Annotated in this window: 12 protein-coding genes; 7 read left to right on the plus strand and 5 right to left on the minus strand. The window is 49.1% G+C overall.

The features are described 5' to 3' along the window. Window positions 1–29: 29 nt before the first annotated feature. The 3 genes from ACYVF1_RS18170 to ACYVF1_RS18180 form a co-directional block, all read right to left on the minus strand. Complete coding sequence (locus ACYVF1_RS18170; RefSeq protein ID WP_461081383.1) at window positions 30–6,173, minus strand: Ig-like domain-containing protein; 6,144 nt, start codon at window positions 6,171–6,173, stop codon at window positions 30–32. A gap of 152 nt (window positions 6,174–6,325) precedes the next feature. Further along, the gene (locus tag ACYVF1_RS18175; RefSeq protein ID WP_461081385.1) at window positions 6,326–7,105 is read right to left on the minus strand and encodes a response regulator; all 780 of its coding nucleotides are present in this window, start codon (window positions 7,103–7,105) and stop codon (window positions 6,326–6,328) included. A 13-nt stretch (window positions 7,106–7,118) separates the two neighbouring features. Beyond that, window positions 7,119–9,188: a tetratricopeptide repeat-containing sensor histidine kinase gene (locus ACYVF1_RS18180; protein ID WP_461081387.1), complete on the minus strand. Its 2,070-nt coding sequence runs from the start codon at window positions 9,186–9,188 to the stop codon at window positions 7,119–7,121. A gap of 439 nt (window positions 9,189–9,627) precedes the next feature. On the opposite strand from ACYVF1_RS18180, the gene ACYVF1_RS18185 reads away from it, so the two are divergent. Further along, on the plus strand, window positions 9,628–10,683 hold the full coding sequence (locus ACYVF1_RS18185) for a DUF4097 family beta strand repeat-containing protein (protein ID WP_461081389.1): 1,056 nt from the start codon (window positions 9,628–9,630) through the stop codon (window positions 10,681–10,683). A gap of 80 nt (window positions 10,684–10,763) precedes the next feature. Next, complete coding sequence (locus tag ACYVF1_RS18190; protein WP_461081391.1) at window positions 10,764–11,120, plus strand: hypothetical protein; 357 nt, start codon at window positions 10,764–10,766, stop codon at window positions 11,118–11,120. Window positions 11,121–11,129: 9 nt separating this feature from the next. Here the strand turns inward: ACYVF1_RS18190 and ACYVF1_RS18195 are convergent, their stop codons facing one another. After that, window positions 11,130–11,648, minus strand: coding sequence for a biopolymer transporter ExbD (locus ACYVF1_RS18195; RefSeq protein ID WP_461081393.1), 519 nt, complete (start codon window positions 11,646–11,648; stop codon window positions 11,130–11,132). 147 nt (window positions 11,649–11,795) lie between these two features. Here ACYVF1_RS18195 and ACYVF1_RS18200 point away from each other — a divergent pair, with 147 nt between their 5' ends. The 5 genes from ACYVF1_RS18200 to ACYVF1_RS18220 all read left to right on the plus strand — a co-directional run bounded on the left by ACYVF1_RS18200 (window position 11,796) and on the right by ACYVF1_RS18220 (window position 17,172). Beyond that, the gene (locus tag ACYVF1_RS18200; protein ID WP_461081395.1) at window positions 11,796–13,538 is read left to right on the plus strand and encodes an FAD-binding protein; all 1,743 of its coding nucleotides are present in this window, start codon (window positions 11,796–11,798) and stop codon (window positions 13,536–13,538) included. 82 nt (window positions 13,539–13,620) lie between these two features. Beyond that, complete coding sequence (locus tag ACYVF1_RS18205) at window positions 13,621–14,475, plus strand: class I SAM-dependent methyltransferase (RefSeq protein WP_461081397.1); 855 nt, start codon at window positions 13,621–13,623, stop codon at window positions 14,473–14,475. Next, window positions 14,475–15,104, plus strand: coding sequence for a hypothetical protein (locus ACYVF1_RS18210; RefSeq protein WP_461081399.1), 630 nt, complete (start codon window positions 14,475–14,477; stop codon window positions 15,102–15,104). Before ACYVF1_RS18205 ends, ACYVF1_RS18210 begins: the two co-directional genes overlap by 1 nt. A gap of 13 nt (window positions 15,105–15,117) precedes the next feature. Further along, window positions 15,118–16,212 (plus strand): hypothetical protein, encoded by a 1,095-nt coding sequence (locus ACYVF1_RS18215; protein ID WP_461081401.1) that lies wholly within the window; start codon window positions 15,118–15,120, stop codon window positions 16,210–16,212. Window positions 16,213–16,614: 402 nt separating this feature from the next. Next, entirely contained in the window at window positions 16,615–17,172 is a 558-nt protein-coding gene (locus ACYVF1_RS18220) for a DUF4136 domain-containing protein (protein ID WP_461081403.1), read from the plus strand. Between the two features lie 102 nt (window positions 17,173–17,274). On the opposite strand, the gene ACYVF1_RS18225 is transcribed toward ACYVF1_RS18220, so the two are convergent. Then, entirely contained in the window at window positions 17,275–18,192 is a 918-nt protein-coding gene (locus ACYVF1_RS18225; RefSeq protein ID WP_461081405.1) for a glycoside hydrolase family protein, read from the minus strand. Window positions 18,193–18,242 lie beyond the last annotated feature (50 nt).

Below are 18,242 nucleotides of genomic sequence, written 5' to 3' on the forward strand. Positions count from 1 at the left end.
TTGTTTTTACCTCAAAGTTCCCCAATTCGCTACAACGCCAACCGCAATTTTGATGTTGACAACGGCATTCGTAATCGAGAGTTGATTTTGGGTATTACCTTTTTGGCTGATCCTGCTGTCGACAACGTAACGGTGTGATTCTGGTTGATAATCACCTGATCCGTTGCTAAAGGCAATCGCATTAAATCCCAGGTTGAAGGGTCTTCCCAGTTACCGTTACGTACGCTGGTGATCACATCTGGATTAGTCAGCGGGTCGTCATTCAGAATGACCGCCGTTACCGACGAAGCCGCACTGATACTGTAGTTTCCGCCTTCGAGCAGATTAATAATCACCGTTTCATCGGGTTCATAGATGGCGTCGTTAACGGACGTAATGAGCAACGTAGCAGACGTACTACCGGTCGGAATCATGATTGAGCCAAGTGCTCCGTTGATGCTCGCTGAGACCGGTTGATTGCCTGACGCCGTAACGGTATAGTCAGTGCCGAACGTAGCAGTACCACCCATGCTGAAATTTACCAGTACGTTATTCGTCGTCTGCTGTGGTAACCTGAAGACAACTCTCATCGGTGTAGTCGCACTTTCCGAAATCGGGCTGTTGCTAATGGTTACCGACAGCGCCGTATTCCCCGTTGCGACAGCGGCACTACCCACCGCAAACTTCCAGCTATCGGCCGTCGAGCGAACGTTGCCGTATTGGTCGGCTACGCCCGTTAACGTAACGCTCATCAACTCACCCATGTAAGGCGACAAACTGGCTAATGGCAACAGCACAACCTGATTGTTCGAGCATCCTACCGATACAGGAATCACCTGTCCATTCGATACTCGTTTGACCGTAGCGCTACTGCTCGTGAGTCGTCCGCAGGCCAGCGGTTCGTTATACGTAATACCAATGACACTACCCGGTGCATACGTATCATTCGCCGGCAACGTATTACTAAAACGCTCGGGCGGTGTCCGATCAATAACGCCGTCAACCCGGGTCGAATACGTAATATTGGTACCGCCGTTGCCCGTTGGACATTCGATTTTGAGACGTAACGAATAACCACCGTCGGCTATGCTACTGGTGTTCATCGTTGCCTGCGTACCGTTTACGCTGTTGGCCAATTGATTCGCATTCAGACTAAACGCGTCGAGCCAGTTGCCGCCCCCGGTTTCGCGGTATTGCAGCGTAATCTTGCTAAGATTCGCCTGCGTGTAGCCCGCAATCTGAACCGGAATGCGGTCATTATCAGCGCGCGCTGAAATCCAGCCGGTTTCGGGCGTAACCAGACTAGCCGAACTACACGGACTCTGGAAGAAAGCCGACAGTAGAATTGGGTTGGCAATGTCGCGGCCGTCGGCACCCAGGTCGGAGTCGCAGCCGTCTGTGATCCTGAATTGTAGCCCTTCAAACGCAAAGACGTTAGAGCTGCCATTATCAGGACGCTGCACGGTTACGATTAACGTCGTTTGCGTCAGCCGGTTCACCGGAACCGACACAGGACCTGGGCTACCGTTGATCAGGACTCTTGCCCCTCCCGGATTACTACTCGGCTCAAACCGCACAATGTAATTTCGGCTAGGGTCGGTAATTATCTGGCTAATGTTGCCCACCACAATGGAGAACTGTGCCGTTCCCGTAGCCGCAACATTGCTAACCGTTGTAACTGGAGCGTTGAACTGAGCTAAATCGCGCGTTATGGTACCGGGTTCAGCCGGGCAGCTGGTTTCGCCACCGAGCACCGAGAAAACAGGCGTGCCGTAGGCCGGGTCGGTTTTAATATCGACCGTAATGTTGTCGCGCGGATCGTCATCTTTCAGGAAATACCCCGTGCTAACTTCTTCGGTTTCAGTCTGTGTATTGCTACCGCCCGACTCCATTTTGAAATTAACGGAAGTCCCAAGCTCGCCCCCTGAACCACCGATTTCAAGACCTGCGCTCGCAGCAACACCCGCATCGATATACATTGCAAATTCGATCGTCGTGGATTTCGAAGCCGAGCGCGTCAGGGTCTTACTGATTTCAACGCCACTACCGAACGTTCTGTTTTCGACAAACTCAGCCTGTTTTTTATTGTCTTCATTCCGTTTGAGCACCTGCTCCCACACATTGATCTGCCGAAGGGCTTCCTGAGCCGACAGGCTGGTTGGGTTGGTCGTAGCAATCAGTCGCTGTTTCGGAATAACCAGATTCCGAATGTCGTCATCCGTATAGTAAAACTGCGTTTTAATGCCATTCGGCGCCATAACGATTTGCTTGGTCGACACCACACTGCACGAAGCCGGATTGACTGAAATAACCGTGGCCGTTGTGTAGAAGAAATTGAGGGCACCACCAATAAATACGTCGGCCGCATCGCCAATATAATCGGGGGAGCCAGACGTTGATACGTCGTCCTGAATTGTCGATTTCAGAATTGTTTCTCCTCCCGAGTTTCTACTAACCGACGTTTCTACGTTGCCGCCCAACTTTCCCCACACTTCATTTTCAATTTCGACTCCTATTCCCGTCGAAAACTTCGTACCCAGTTTGGCTTCCAGCCAGGCGTTGGTGGTGTTATTCGTGGCACTGTAAAACTTCACGGCCCGCTCCTGCGAGGTGCTCTTACTCCACTTACTGTAGCTATTGTCTCCCGGGGGATCATGCAATACTAACAGCGGTATTTCGGGAGAGGAGGTAGTATACGTAGCGGTATCAGATTTTAAACCCGTCACCACAACCGGAACAGGCCCGATAGTAGCCAATCGCCCATAGGCATCTGTATACTGCGCATTAATTGACCGGGTGTATGGGCTGATAATGTTGGGCACGCCCGGCGTAATGGTCAGGCTCACTACTGACTTCACCAAACTAAATTTCGCTTCTTCGTCTTCGCCGGTACGTATGTCTGTCTTTACCAGCACGGTCTGGCTGGTGGCCGACGTATTGCTGGCCGACGTACTGGTAGCCGTGCTGGCAACGGGAGCACTTGGCACCAAACATCCCTTGCTAACCGGCCCCTGATAAGCAACTACGGATAGCGAATAAGGCCGCGCTTGTTCCAGTACCGCTGGTGTTTGCAGGTTACAAGCCGCTGGTAGACCTACCAATGCCAGGGTTGGTGGGCGCTGAAAAACGAGGTTGAGTTTTGTAACGGCGGTCGTGCTGGTCAGATCGCGAATGAGCGAATCCCCTGGAAGTGTGTTGATAAATGGTGCTACGTCCGTTCCTATTACAGAAGTTGTGCTTGCCGTAAAACTGACTACCCTGACTTTGTACTTGCGGGCAGGCAGCGCCACCCGAAAATAGCCGTCGCTGGTCGTATTTATTTGTTTTCGGAAGCACGAGGTGCGTGTTGTACCGTCGGCGGCATTTGGCAAAATATCCGCAAATTCTAAAACAGCCGAGCCAATCGCATCGTCGCAACCCGCCGAGATTCGCCCTTCGATGGTTCGGGAAGTGGGCGACGTAAAGGTTAAGTTGTACACATCACTCGTTACGTTAATCAGCTGCGTAGGCGGTGTAAACGTCAGGTTTTTGTAGGATGCCGACACGGTGTAAGATGTCGGATTCTGCACGACCAGCGCATACCGCCCATACTGATCATTCTGAAAGCCGCTCTGGCTCTGGTTCAAATAGCCAACACCACGCACTTCCATTTGAACGGAATCGAGCGGACAACTGACAAAACCGGTTCCTGGTGTTTGCCCAGTGGTGCCCGTAATACAATCCGGACAGGTTTGGCTGACAGAACCACTGATCGAGAACGTAGTATAGTCTGTAAAGTTTACGTCACTCACCTGCGAGTTGAATTGGTTGAGCGTCCGATTCTGCGGGTCTGAAAACGTATGCCCGGTAAAACTGGCCGTAATGGTAAACAGCGATGCGGTTACCGAAGCCGGAGTTGTGGTATTCGTCATCCCCCAGTATACCGGAATTCGATACGTTCCCTGCGCCCCGTCGCTGCCATCGCTCGTTACGGCGGTGTAGGTCATGGTTCCCGGACTACCGGCCAATCCCGTCGTGTTACGTACCGCCGTAATTGTAACGCCCCCAACCGGCGTAATACCGTCGCGACTAACTACCTTTCCTGAAATAAGCCCAACCGTGTTCACAACTTTCACGGTCACTACGTTCGAAGCCGCCGTCAGGCTACAAACGTTCGAGGTGATACGTCTGAATTTAAACTCTTTGGACGTGTTTTCGCCGGCATTCAGCGCGGGTAACGTAGTGCTTTGCGCATTTGTGTTGGAAAGCGTTACCCAACTGACGCCATTATCATCACTTTGCTGCCAGTACGTAGTAAAAGGCGATGCTTCAGCCGATCCGCCTGTTACGCTGGTAAACGAAAGCACTACTTCCTGTGGTGCGGGTACTAAGGGCGGCCCACTAATACTGCCGGGCGAAATAACCGTACTGGAAGGAACAAACGTCAGTACGTTGCTATAGACGGGTGTGTTATTGCAATCGATTGAAAGCCGCCGGAATTCTCTGGTTTGCCCATTCACTATTTGTTCTATAGTGGGTAGTGTAGTACCATTTTGCCCACTGATGGTCTGCCAGGAGCCGCCATTCGTTCTACTTTCCCAGGCATAGCCCTTTGGAGCAAAACCATCGTCGCCACTGCGAAGGGTTGTTAATCTGGCTCCAGCACAAATTGTTGTCGAGCCGGTTCGGTTCAAATAAGTGATCGTTCCGCCTGCGGCAGTAGTGAGTGCACTCTGATATTCTACAGCGCCCAGATCCACCGCATTGCCGACCAGCCGGGGGTTCCCTGCTAAATCAATCGTGCCAATCAGCGCCGGAGTCGCCAGAGCCGGATAGCTTCCATTTAGGACAGGCGTACAAGGGAGCGTGGCCAGCGTAGTCGTATTACTAAATGGGTTGGTAGCGGTCGCGTTGTTGCCGGTACCGGTGAAGGTCGTAACCGTATTGTCGAATAAAGATGACGTGGCCGACACCGATGAAAATCCGGTGTCATAAACGCGAATGGTATTACTGCCTCCGTTGTCGAAAACAATCGAATTTTCCAGAAGAACGCGTGAGCGAGTTCCTACATAGAAAACGCTACCTTCCGGAAAGCTGCCCGCAGCCACGTTTTTCGTGAAACTACAATTGGTAAATGTCGGCCGGGCCAGCGAAGACTGGTTGTTATTATAGGTAGTGAACGCCCCACCATTATTGGCTGAATTCCCCGTAAAACCGCAGCTTATAAACTTGGGTGACCCATCGAGATTGTATACGGCTCCCGCTTCCGTATTATTCTTGGGTCCATTCAACTCGTTGGTAGACAGGTTGTCTCTGAAAAAGCACCTTCTAAAGGTATTGATGCTGTTCTGGTCGTTACGATTATTCAGAAAAACCGCGGCTCCCTGTCCTTCCTGAAAGTTTTTGTTGTTTTTAAATACGCAGTCTTCAAAGGTTCCTTTGTTGGTGCCAGCGTTTGTCATGTATTGCTGGTCATATTCGTTTCGGCCCATAAAAACAGCTCCACCAGCGTACTTGGTCGAGTTCGCATCAAACGTACAGTTGTAACATTCCAGCGTAGTCGATCCATTGGTGGTGGCGAATGACAAAATAGCCCCGGCCGTTGTTCGGCTGTAGTTATTGGTGAAGTAGCAGTTCAGCAATTTGATGAATGCCGTCAGGTTGGCCGCTGGCGTATTGACCAAGCCGCCACCCCACATGTTTGCACCGTCGCCATCGGCATACCCACCACTGATGGTAAAGCCATCCAACGTAGTACCGTTAGCTAGTGCGCCCGTGTTACGTATCACATGATAGCTGTTATCGAGTCGGCTCGCCGGGTCTTTTAGTTCGCCCGACAACGTAGTAGACGACGGACTGGAGAGTTGGCGCTGGCCTAGCGCGGTTTCGGTTCCGGCAAAACCACCATAGATTAATACCCCGCTTTTCAACGTAAAGCTGATTGTCCGATCGGTATTGCCAGCGGGTCCCGGTTTGAAACTTCCGGCGGCTACCCAGACCTGATCGCCGGCGTTACTGGCGTTGATGGCCTGCTGGAGATCGCTCGTGGCATTGGCCCAGGATGACCCGTTCCCTGAACCAGACGAACTCGTTTTCACGTAGCGGATCGTTTGGGCCACTACGGGTTGGAAAGCCAGCATAAACAGGAGCAGTGCAAACGGTCCTGTTCTACGAGGAAACTGGCGTTTTAGGCGATGGAAGTAAAAAGTAATCATAAGCATTTTGAGGAAGGTGAACAACCGGTGCAGGTTGCATTCTCTCGTCAAATCTGCTCATTTGGGCACTTTTTTGCTGTAGAATGTAGGTCAGCGTCCCTCTATGGTAGGTAAATAACCTGGTTTGGTAGGTGAACTTATTGAAACTATATTCACCGAAAAGTAAACCGACGAATAAACGTTTCCCGATACGAGCGCCCCAGCGGAATCTGCATGGCTCCAATGTTCACTTCCTGCTCGTTGAAGGCGTCGACATGGCCGATATTTACAGCATACGAACGGTGAATTCTGACAAACCATCCATAATCAATACGTTCTAGCACTTGCCCCAGCGACAGACGTAGCGCGTATTTTTTCTGCGACGTAACGAAGGTCGTATAGATATCTTCGGCAGATAGATACAGTACGTCGGCCAGGTTGATACGTACAAACTGCTGATTACTTTTAATAAAAATCTGATTTTCAATACGTAGAATCGTATCCCGATTCAAGTCGCGGTCGCCGTCAGGCGCTACGTCGGAGACAGGCTTACTGGCTGGCGTTGCACTAATCCGGGCAAAATTACTAATGGCCAACTCGATGGCGATACGTAGCTGGGCAATGTTAGCGGGTTTGACCAGATACGCTGCGGGAGCCGTTTGCTTGGCGCGACGTAACGTATCAGCATCCGAAAAAGCGGTGAGGTAAATTAAGGGAACCACCCGAATCGCCAGCAGTTGCCGACTGGTTTCTATGCCATCTATTTCGCCTTTCAGATGCACGTCGCACAAGACTAAATCAACGGGTTGCTGCCCGAAAATCTCCAATGCCCGCGCTCCGGTTGGAGCCGTACCGACTACTACGTACCCTTCGCTCTGTAGCTTGGCTTTCAGGTCGAGGGCCAGAATGGCTTCATCTTCAACAATCAAAATACGTAGCTGCTCGCTTCCCATCAGGGTTTACAGATTAATTCAATCGCGGAATTGTCAGTCGGAAATAAGCTCCAGGGCGGTTCAATACCGAAAGATTTCCCTCAAGCTGCTCGGTGAGAGCCCAAACCAGTTGCCGACCAAACGAAGTCGATTCAACATCGGGATTCTGCCAAATGTTTAAATCTACCCCCGGTCCATTGTCCTGAACTTCGAGCGTAAGTTCTTTTTTACCGTGAAGAGCCACTAGTAAAACTGGTTTTTCGCCCTGCGCCGACCGTTGCGCATAAGCGTATTTGAACGAATTAGTTAGTAGTTCATTCAGAATTAACCCCAATGGGATCGCCACATCAACGTCCAGATTTGCGGCACTTACCTGAACGGTCAAATCAAATCCATCCGGTTCATATCCATAAGCAACCCGCAGGCCGTCAGCCAATTCGGTGATGTATGCCGCCATATCGATCGCCGTTGTTTTGTCGGTTCGGTACAATCGCTGGTGAATCAGCGCCATAGCCTCCACGCGTCGCTGGCTCTCCTGCATGGCTTCAATCGCACCCGAATCCGTCAGGCGATACGTTTGCAGGCTGAGCAATCCCGACACAATGGCCAGATTATTTTTGACCCGGTGGTGCAATTCACGTATCAACGTCCGCAACTGGTCGGATTGCTCGGCCAATTGTTCGTTACTGGTCACGATAATCTGGTTTTGATCGACCAGCTTTCCGTTCGTTTTTCGAATGGTTCGATACTGAGCAACACTAACGCCCAACAGCAGCAAAACCAGCCCTAGCCCGCCACCCAGATAGGCCATTTGATTCATTCTACGGGTATTCTGCTGGTCTAATTCAACAATCTGTTTCGATTTTTTAGCCGTTTCGTAACGGGTTTGTACCTCCGTTACTGCGCGGGTTTTCTCCACTTCGGCCTGAGCCGTAATCTGGGCAACCCGCCGTTTACGATCGGCTTCAATCTGCGCAATTTCGCGGGCGTTGTGGGCTTCTATTTGCGACACTTCCCGCGTTTTTTCGAGTTCGAGCCGAGCCTGAATAGCGGCCAGTTCCTGCGCTTTTTTTTGTTCGTATTGCCCCTGCAACTTAGTGATTGCCTGCGCTTTCTGGATCGTCAATAACGAGTCTTCGCCCAATTTCTCTTTAAGAAAATACTCGTAAGCCTGTTGATATTGACCCGTAGCAGCCAGTGCCTGACGCAATACCCGAAGTACCGATGGGCTTAACGTAGCATCATTCGTTTGCGGCAACGTAGCGAGAGCCTGATGCGCATAATCCAGCGCAATTTTTGGCTGATTAATGTCCAGATAAGCGGTTGATAAGTTCCGGTAATTATGCACCATACTGGACGGCCGGCGGAGCTTCTGGTTGATAGCCAGCGATCGTTTTAGATAGGGAATAGCCTGTTCGGGTTTCCGTCGTTTCAGATAAAGGTTGCCGATATTATTTAGAACAGTCCGTAAAAAATCTTCACCATCAGGAATTTTTTCAGCCCGCTCCTGAGCCAAAAGGTAGTAATGATGAGCCGTTTCCATTTCATTCAGATCCTCGTAGTTTATACCCAGATTGATATAATTCTGCACCAGCCGATACAGTACAGGCGAGGCCTTATTAATAGGAACACCGAGTAGTAAATAATGAATGGCTTTCCGGTTTAAATCGGTCAGATGATGTATTTCTCCCATCTGTTTATACAAATAACCCAGGCTTATGTAAACCATACCTACATCGGAAGGCATGGTACTCTGTTCATACAACGTAAGGGCTTTTTGTAAATGGGTTACTGCGGTTTCATAGTTACCCCGTATACGGTCCAGTAGGCCGGTCATCATTTCATAGTAGCCCAAACCTGCTTTGAAACGTGCCCGTTGGCAAATAGGCAGCATCTTTTCCAGATACAACGTAGTGGAATCGAGCTGGTTACGTTTATAAAAATATAAAACAACATCGTAGTAGACGTAGATGCGGGACGTATCAGGCATGGGGACGTAAAGCCGATGGCGCATGCTATCAATCACCGCATTTTGCGCCTTTGTCGTCTGGGTACTGACCAGCAAAAAGCCCAGTAAGAGAATTCGGGTAAAAACGTGGTTCATAGAGGATTAAGAATCACGATACGTAATAAGACAATTACTAATTAACGACTAGGGCCTGTTTATTGAGCCTGGATAAACTTGTGTCAAGCGAAGGAATTCGTCAGAAGGACAAACGTTCCTGTTTTCTTTATTCTCGAAAGGTTATTTAGGCTCATAGCTTAATTCAAACCAAAAAATAGTCAATTGAAGAAGATCAGCCTACTATATCTGGCAAATAATCACAGTGAATGAATTTCTTCAAGAGTGAGTATCAATGCTACGGCTATAGGTATTTCTAGACATAAAATTAATTATTATACCCTCAAAATGAACATACGTAATTATATAAACCACCGAATTCTACTAAAATAGTTTTGGTCGAGATGGCAGATTTTGAAACCGTTCATGCAACCTTCGTCAAGCGAGCGGCATCTTTCAGCCGTATATTAAACAACATCGTATGAAACGAAATCAATTCTTTCTGACTTTGCTTGGCGTAGCAACCTTCTCGCTAACCACCCTGGCCAACAATGGCAACGACGACCGCGATACTCCTTACCAAACCAAAACCTTCTCGGGCAACATCAACGCAGTGCGTGCCGAAACATCGGGCGGCAGCCTGACCATTGAAGGCGGCACCGACATGAACGCCAAAGTTGAAATGTATGTGCGGGCCAACAACTGGAACAACAAACTCGATAAAGAAGAAATCGAAGAACGCCTGAAGGATTACGACATTACCATCGCTCAGGAAGGCAGCACCATTGTGGCCATTGCCAAACGCCGAGGCAACGACAACAATTGGAAAAAATCGCTCAGCATTGGCTTTAAATTCTACACCCCTCGCAACGTAACAACCGACCTGCGTACGTCGGGAGGCAGCATTCATCTGGCGTCGCTGACGGGAAATCAGAAATTCCGCACCAGCGGTGGCAGCCTGCACATGAACGACATTAAAGGCGACGTAAACGGGCAAACCTCCGGCGGCAGCATTCACCTCGACCGTTGCATAGCCGGTCCGTCGGGCCAGCTAGATCTGCAAACATCGGGCGGGTCGATTGAAGCAAAATCGTCTTCGGGAGCGATGCGCCTGCACACGTCGGGTGGCAGCATCCGCCTGAACGATCTGAAAGGCAACGTCGATGCGCAAACCAGTGGCGGCAGCGTACACGGCGAAAGCATCGAAGGCGACGTAAAAGCCGGTACGTCAGGCGGGTCAATTCGACTGGCCGACGTAGCAGGCAGCATCGACGCCAGCACCAGCGCCGGTGGCGTCGACGTATCGTTGTCGAAACTTGGTCAATACGTTCGATTGAGCACCAGTGCAGGCAGCATCCACGTACGAATGCCACTCGATAAAGGCCTGACCCTCAACCTGAGCGGTAACAACATCAAAATCCCGCTGAACAACTTCAGTGGCGACACCGATAAAAACCGCATCAAAGGGACGCTCAACGGCGGTGGTATTCCCGTTACGTTATCGGCCAGCAGCGGCAGCGTTTACGTGAACCAGTAAGAACTGAAAAATGTAGAGTGAATAGTAGAGCATGCTGAGGCTGTGCATGTTTTACTATTCACTTTTGTTTTTCGTCACCTATGAATGCTTCTTTTTTCGACCGAAAACTTATCCTGAACGTAGCGCTCACCCTTCTTGGATGTGCGCTATTATTATATTGTATCAAGATTGCCATAGCCGCTCACCTTCCTTTCCTAGTTGCTACGTTGACGGCCACGGCAGTGGGTGTGCTGGAGCCACGTAGAGGCTGGTTTCTGGCAATTATACAGGCGGCTACCATCTGGATTGTCTACACCTTTTTTCTGGAGCATCCGACCAATAATGTAGATAGTGAGGTAGAAATTTTCAGTCTGTACGGCTCCATGATTCTGACTTTTGTGGGCAGTTTTATCGGCGGTCGTTTGAAACGGATTCTGGATCGGAGTCAGCCGCGTTGATTGATACGTTCATTTCCGAATCAGAAGGCGCGTTTGGGTAGGCTGACTGATTTTATAATGATCATAATGCCGCAGAAGTGCCTGTTCCTCTGGCGTTAGCGACGTATTTAGCTGATACCAAATCCTACCGGCAACTCGCAGTTCATCCAGTATATCAACTAGATTCCTGTAGGTTGATTCTTTCGTAGGTGTAACCATGACAACGGCGCCATAATCGTGATTCGACATAATACCGGCCAATTTCTTTTTGAGTCCATTCGCAGAAAAGCCAGTTTCTACAAGTTCGGCCTCGGTGCCGTCGGCACTATAAGTCAGAAAACCGATACGGTTATTTTTCAATAGCAAAATATTGGCATCAGGCACCAGGCCCGCTCCCCAATAGCAAAACCGTTCCGGCAGATAGGCCCGCATTACATTCGGTTTTGCCGCTAGTTTCGTCCAGAAGAAAAAGATAATCAGCAACAGCGCGATTGATACAAATGGTGTAAAATCGATACGTAGCGGTACGTAGGTTCGGCGTCTTCTCATAACAAACATGTGTTTTAGCCAGTTGATGGTGATAATACCATTTTTCCATACATCAACAGGATCAACCACGTTCAGCGCTGCCTTTCAGTAAGGTGAATCCTTGTGAATCAGGCAACTGATTGGTTTCCGGCTATATTTGCCAGACCTATGCGTCTGAAAGACAAATTACCCCTTAGCTACCTTCTGTTTACCCTCCGTGGACGTATCAACCGGTCGACGTACTGGCTCGTTTCGGTATTTATCTGGAGTACGTTTTACGTACTGCACACGCTTCTTTATGATGGTCTCGGCGAAGGCGCTACGTATGTTCTCTATCCGCTTCTGCTTGGTTCTTTAACGGCCACAGCCACCAAACGGCTGCACGATACCAACCGCTCAGGGTATTGGTTATTAGCCGTTTTAATTCCGGTACTTGGCGCTCTTTGGTTAATTTATCGACTCGGGTTTCGGCGGGGCGACAAAGTAAAAAATCAATTCGGTACCGTTCCGAATGAAGCCGCTGACTATCTAAAAAACGACAACGGACTGCCGGTTCCGGGCGGCACTACGTCGGAACGTATCATCAACGACGTAACGAAACTGAATCCGGTAGTCGTAGCCGACGCATTTCGCCCGGCGTCAATTGCAGAATTACAGGAACGTATTCGAACGACTACCGGGCCGATTTCAGTCGGTGGCGGGCGCTTCAGCATGGGTGGGCAAACGGCCAGCCCGAACAGTCTCCACATCGACATGCGCGGATTGAATCAGGTGCTGAATTTTTCGAAAGAAGCCAAAACGATTCTGGTGCAAACCGGTATTCGCTGGTGCGACATCCAACGCTACGTTGACCAGCACGATCTGAGTGTCAAAATCATGCAGACATACGCCAATTTTACCGTTGGCGGGTCGCTGAGTGTAAATGTTCACGGGCGTTACATGGGACACGGGCCACTGATTTTGTCGGTGCGTTCGATCGAATTGGTGCTGGCCGATGGGTCGTTGGTAAAAGCCAGCCGAACGGAAAATTCGGAGATTTTTTTCGGAGCAATTGGCGGTTACAATGGGCTGGGCGTCATCGTAACGGCCGAGCTGGATCTGGAAGATAACGTTGCCGTAGAACGCCAATTTCACAAACTGACCTATTCGAAGTATCGTCAATATTTCTTGAATTCTATACGGGATAATACCGAAGCCGTTTTTCACAACGGCGACATGTATCCGCCCGCGTTCATGAACATGCGGGCCGTTACGTGGGTGAAAACAGATAAAAAACCAACCGTAAAAACCCGCCTGATGCCGCTACGCGAATCCTATCCGCTGGAGCGATATTTCATGTGGGCATTTACCGAAACCATGTTCGGCCGATGGCGTCGCGAGTATATTGTTGATCCGCTTCTGTATATGTCCAAGCCTATCCACTGGCGCAACTACGAGGCTGGTTACGACGTAGCGGAACTGGAACCCCGTTCGCGGTCATCGCGCACCTACGTTTTGCAGGAGTACTTTATTCCGGTACGTCATTTCGAGGAATTTGCCGCGAAAATGAGCGAGATTTTTAATCGCTATCGGGTCAATGTGATTAACGTATCGGTACGTCACGCCTTGCCTGATGCGGGCTCGTATCTCGCCTGGGCACGCGAAGAAGTCTTTGCGTTTGTGGTGTACTACAAGCAGCGCACAAACAACGTCGCCAAAAACGCGGTTGCTATATGGACCCGCGAACTGATTGACGCAGTTGTCTCGGTAGGAGGAGCGTATTACCTTCCCTATCAGGCACATGCTACGTCGGAGCAGTTTCATCGGGCTTATCCAAACGCGGGCAAACTGTTTGCATTGAAGAAAAAACTGGACCCGGATTTCCGGTTTCGAAATGTATTTTGGGATACGTATTATACAGGTGAGTTATAAAGTTGTAGAGTTGATTGGCGTGCCTTCAAATCCTACAACTTTACAACCCTACAACTTTATGACCCTATAACTTTAAAACCACATGGCAACTTCAGAATTTCACGCCGTTTTTGACAACACCAAACCCCGTGATGCGTTTTACCGCTTCCTTCAGGTCGTGTTTCATTTATACCCTGAAGACAAGTTCCATCATTTGATTGGCGAGGTCACCAAAACCGAAACCACAGATGAACGGATCTATAAAAAAATCCAGGATAAACTCTCCAGCATCAAGCCGTTTCTGTCGGAACTGACCTATGCGCTACCGGCGCTGAAGGTTCAGAAAAAGGAAATGACCAAGCAAATGCTGGAATTACTGCCCGCCGGTGCGCAGGTCAATGGCTACGTCGAAATTGGTTCAACAGGCCGATATATCAGCGATTTGCGTAAAAGCCTGCCTGTGAGTGGGCCTATTTACCTGATTAACAATGAAGCGCCCAGTTTCAGCCCTGCTGATATTATGGAACGGGGGCAATTAGCTAAACTGGGTACGTTCATCGAATCGCAGGATTTTGACCCGATCACCCCCAGCGAAATTCCTGACGCGAGCGTCGACCTGGTTACGTGTCTGATTGGCCTGCACCACACACGTCCCGAAAAACTTCCGGGATTTCTGGCGTCCATTCATCGGATTCTGCGGCCGGGCGGGTGGTTCATCCTCCGCGACCACGACGTTAAGACCCCTGATATGGCTACGTTCGTGTCGCTGGTACATACGGTTTTTAATCTGGGATTGAATATCACCTGGGAAGTCGACCAGAAGGATTACAAAGACTTCAAACCCATTGAGGAATGGAGTAAAATCATTGAAAAGGCTGGATTTACCGACGCCGGAAAGCGGTTGCTTCAGGCCAACGACCCGTCGGATAATACGATGGCTTTGTTCACCAAAAAGTGATGATTGGCGATTCAAAAAACGCTACGTTGGGTTCGAGCTGCCGGGTTCTTTTGGTAATCCTTTTCACCTTTTTGGGTTGCGCCGAGAAAAAGAAATCCTCGCCATCGACCGCCACAAAACCGTCGGCCATTACGTCGGATACGAATGCGGTACGGCCCGTTGACAACGTAACAAAAACGCAGGTTTCTGGTAAAGGGAACGTAGCCGGAAGCGATACGTGGCAGTATAGTAACCGAGTTGATAAAGAAGGACGTACCGTTTATAAAGCGTCCATTACGTCGCCGAAATTACTGGAGTTTGAGTTTCCGTATTCGGGCGGTTCGGTTGCTACGTTGACGCTGCGCAAACGGGAAAGTGATACGCACGTGTACATTCAGGTATCAAAAGGGCAGTTTAACCGAAGTTTTCAGGGCGGAAATGCCCGCGTTCGTTTCGATAGTCGGCCACCTGTTAAGTATGCATTTTCGGCAGCTGAGAATGGAAGTGCCAATGTAATTTTTTTCGATTCTGAAAAGGAGTTTATCCGTCAATTGAAAGCATCCCGAAACATGACTGTCGACGTTGAATTTGCCGGGCAGGGTACGCGCCAGATTACGTTCCGAATCGCCAATTTAACCTGGAATTATTAACCTTCCGTAACTTATGCTCCGACTTCCGATTCTTGCAGTGATTATGGCTGTGCTGGCTATTTTCCTGTTTTTTCGCGGCAAGCGTAATAACTTGACTATTCCGGCAGGGAAAGGGTGCGTTGTTCCTAAAGACTGGCTGGTGAGTAACCAGCATCCGGTCACGCCCAAAGAACATATTCGCCCCGCCGACCAGACGTTTCTGACGTATCCAGAATGGTTTCTGGTACACAGTCCCGCCGAAATTGCCGATTACGCCCATTCTCACACCACCACTACGTTCCCATACATGAGTCACGTTCGGCAGATCTGGCAGAGCTACGGCATTATGTATGACCAGATTAAAGAAGCGTTTCCGTTCAACACGGGCTATCACGTCATGATTTGGGTGATTGGCGTAAGCACCTCCGTTGAGTACGCCCTGAAAGCACTTTACGAAACGGTCGTTGGCCGACTGACAGACCCACCTAATGGCGACGTAGTGACTGACGAAGACAAATTCAACGCGCAGTTTACGCAGGATTACGTCGATTTTATTCGGGAGCTGCCCTGGTATGAATTTGATTTCAAATCACGCATTCCCCGACTCTTTCGCGAAACCTCATTCTGGGGACCGCACTTCTTCCGAAAATGCGAACGGAAGTACATGTTACTGACGGAGTTACTGGTAAAAGCAGGCTATGGCTATCTGATTAAACTTGGCACGAAAGCCGCTTATGACGAAGCTCTCCTAACGACAGCCGTCATTGTCGATAAAGCCCCTGCTACGTTACCTGCTAAGTCCAAGACACTGCAAACCTATCCCGACGGCTCAGCGCTGTTGCTTCTCCCCCGCTACGAAGCGTTTAATCCGGCCGCATCGGCATTGGTCCAGCAAGGTGTTACGTTCCGAGAAATCGCGGGTAACAATTCCGCTCTTTTACTAACCATTCTTGGCCCGGAATCCTGGCAACCGAATCTGCTCGATTTTCAGGTCGTTTTTACGCAGCCCATCTTAACCAAACCCGGTACAAAACGCGTTGCCCTGGTCACCACTGTCGGCCGGCTGGATAAAACCATCCGCTACGTTCAGGACCAGCAGGTGAAGATTGAGCACATTTACGATTATTAACCCGTTTCGAAGAACCCCTGCCTAGCCTTTTAACTTATATCTACTTCTTTGATACGTATGCCCAAGACACTTCGGGCAAAAACTGGCGTGTAGCGAATGGCTAACTTTTGCCAGAAGAGTACATGAAATACATACATTTTAAGCGAACAAGCCGGGTTCCGTTACGTCACTCTTTGCGTTTCAGAGCCCGGCTTATTTACGCGTTGTATTCATACAAAGCATATTTATACTGCTCGGCAGCAGTTATAGCACCTCATAACAAACGCATTAGCTACGCTTGGAATACAGTAGATATTGATAACGCATATGATCCAAATTTCGATTTAACTACCTTTTAATAAGCACCTTACATTAGGATAAAGTTAATAAAGAGAATAAAACCTAAATTAATACGAAGCAAACATGAAACGGTTATTTTTCATCACAGTGCTGGCCCTATCTGCCAGCCTGACACAAGCACAGAATGTCGTAGTTAGTAGCGAAGCCAAACCCAACACAGACTTTAGTCGCTATAAAACATATAGTTGGGCATCGCAGATAGGGAGCAAAAAGGATGCTGGTCTTTATTTCCTCAACGACGCGACTCTAAAGAAACAAGTTCGGGAAGCAGTGGCTTTTGCAATGGACGGCCGGGGCTATAGAATCCTACCCCAAAATGGTGATCTCATGATCAACTTTCGGGTATTCGACAAACCAGCCACCATCAGAGGATACACGAACAGCGGAACCGATTATTTCCGACCCGGTGAGGTACAGACGCTTGGAGAAGAAAAGGATGTAAAAGTCGACGCAGGTACTATTCTGATCAATCTTGTCGATACCAAGACCGATCAGGTAATCTGGACAGGATGGGCGTCAGGTCTGACAACCGACAACGGTTTCGACCGTCAGCAAGGCAAAGTCAGGGAAGCTGTTAATCTGATTTTCAATCAGTTTTCCTACCGCGCCGATAACTATTAATTATTCTTGTTTCATGAAATCGCGTTGTTCTGTTGAACAACGCGATTTCATTTTATTCTCGTTTTAGAGTGATAGTTGGTGCATTTTACAATAAGTACCTTTTCATCGTTTCGGGAAATATACATTCACTGCCGGATGCATTGTATATAAACGGTACGTATCACCATCGGGAACGAGAATGCTACTGGAGCAATTATTGCCGACAATAGGATTTCCGGAGTATTTTTTCCAGTGAATTAAATCGTCTGACATCGCTACGTTGGTCGACCATTCGCGCCAATCTTTGAAGGCCGAAGCATGGTAATAGCAGTAGTAATGGCCTTTATACCGAATTATCTGATTCATCGCCACCGCGTGACTATCATACGTGTCAGGTCCTTTTTTTAGTACCGGTTCATCTTGCACATTCGTCCAGATTTTCAAATCTTTCGATGTCGCCAGCCAGACAGCTTCGTCTTTACGTTCGTAAAAGAGATACCACATATCTTTCTCTTTCCAGATAGCGGGCGTACCAAAAGGACCTTCACTGAGTGGTTTGCCATCAACGTAGTGAATATTGAGCGGCCCACGTTCCTGCCAGTGAATCCGGTCTGTTGAGGTCAGCAAATGGGCAATATCGCCCTTACCTTCGGCAAACATATAATACGTTCCATCGACTTTAATCACCGACATATCTTCAACCCAGGTTTCGGTATGGATCGGATTTCCGGCGTAGCGCGTCCAGTTCAACCCGTCCGGCGACGTAGCATAACCCAGTTGCATGGGTTCACCTTTGCCTTTTTTATAACCCGTGTACCACAAATGATACGTATCGCCCTCGTGTAAAATGTAGCCCCGTTCGCGAATGTTTTCATCCCAGGTAGACGTACCTGTTCCTTTGAAAACAGGGTTGTTTTTGTAAGGCGTAAAGTTGACAATCGCATCCGGAAATTCTGGGTCTTCAACAGCTTCCGGTACGTCTTTGGGTAACGTGTAACTCATCAGAAAACCCAGTAACAGGAGCCAGTACGTATGTTTCATCAATGTCCAGAAAATTAGATAGCGTTTGGAATAAGATTCCGCCAAGTTAC

Source organism: Spirosoma flavus (assembly GCF_054778555.1).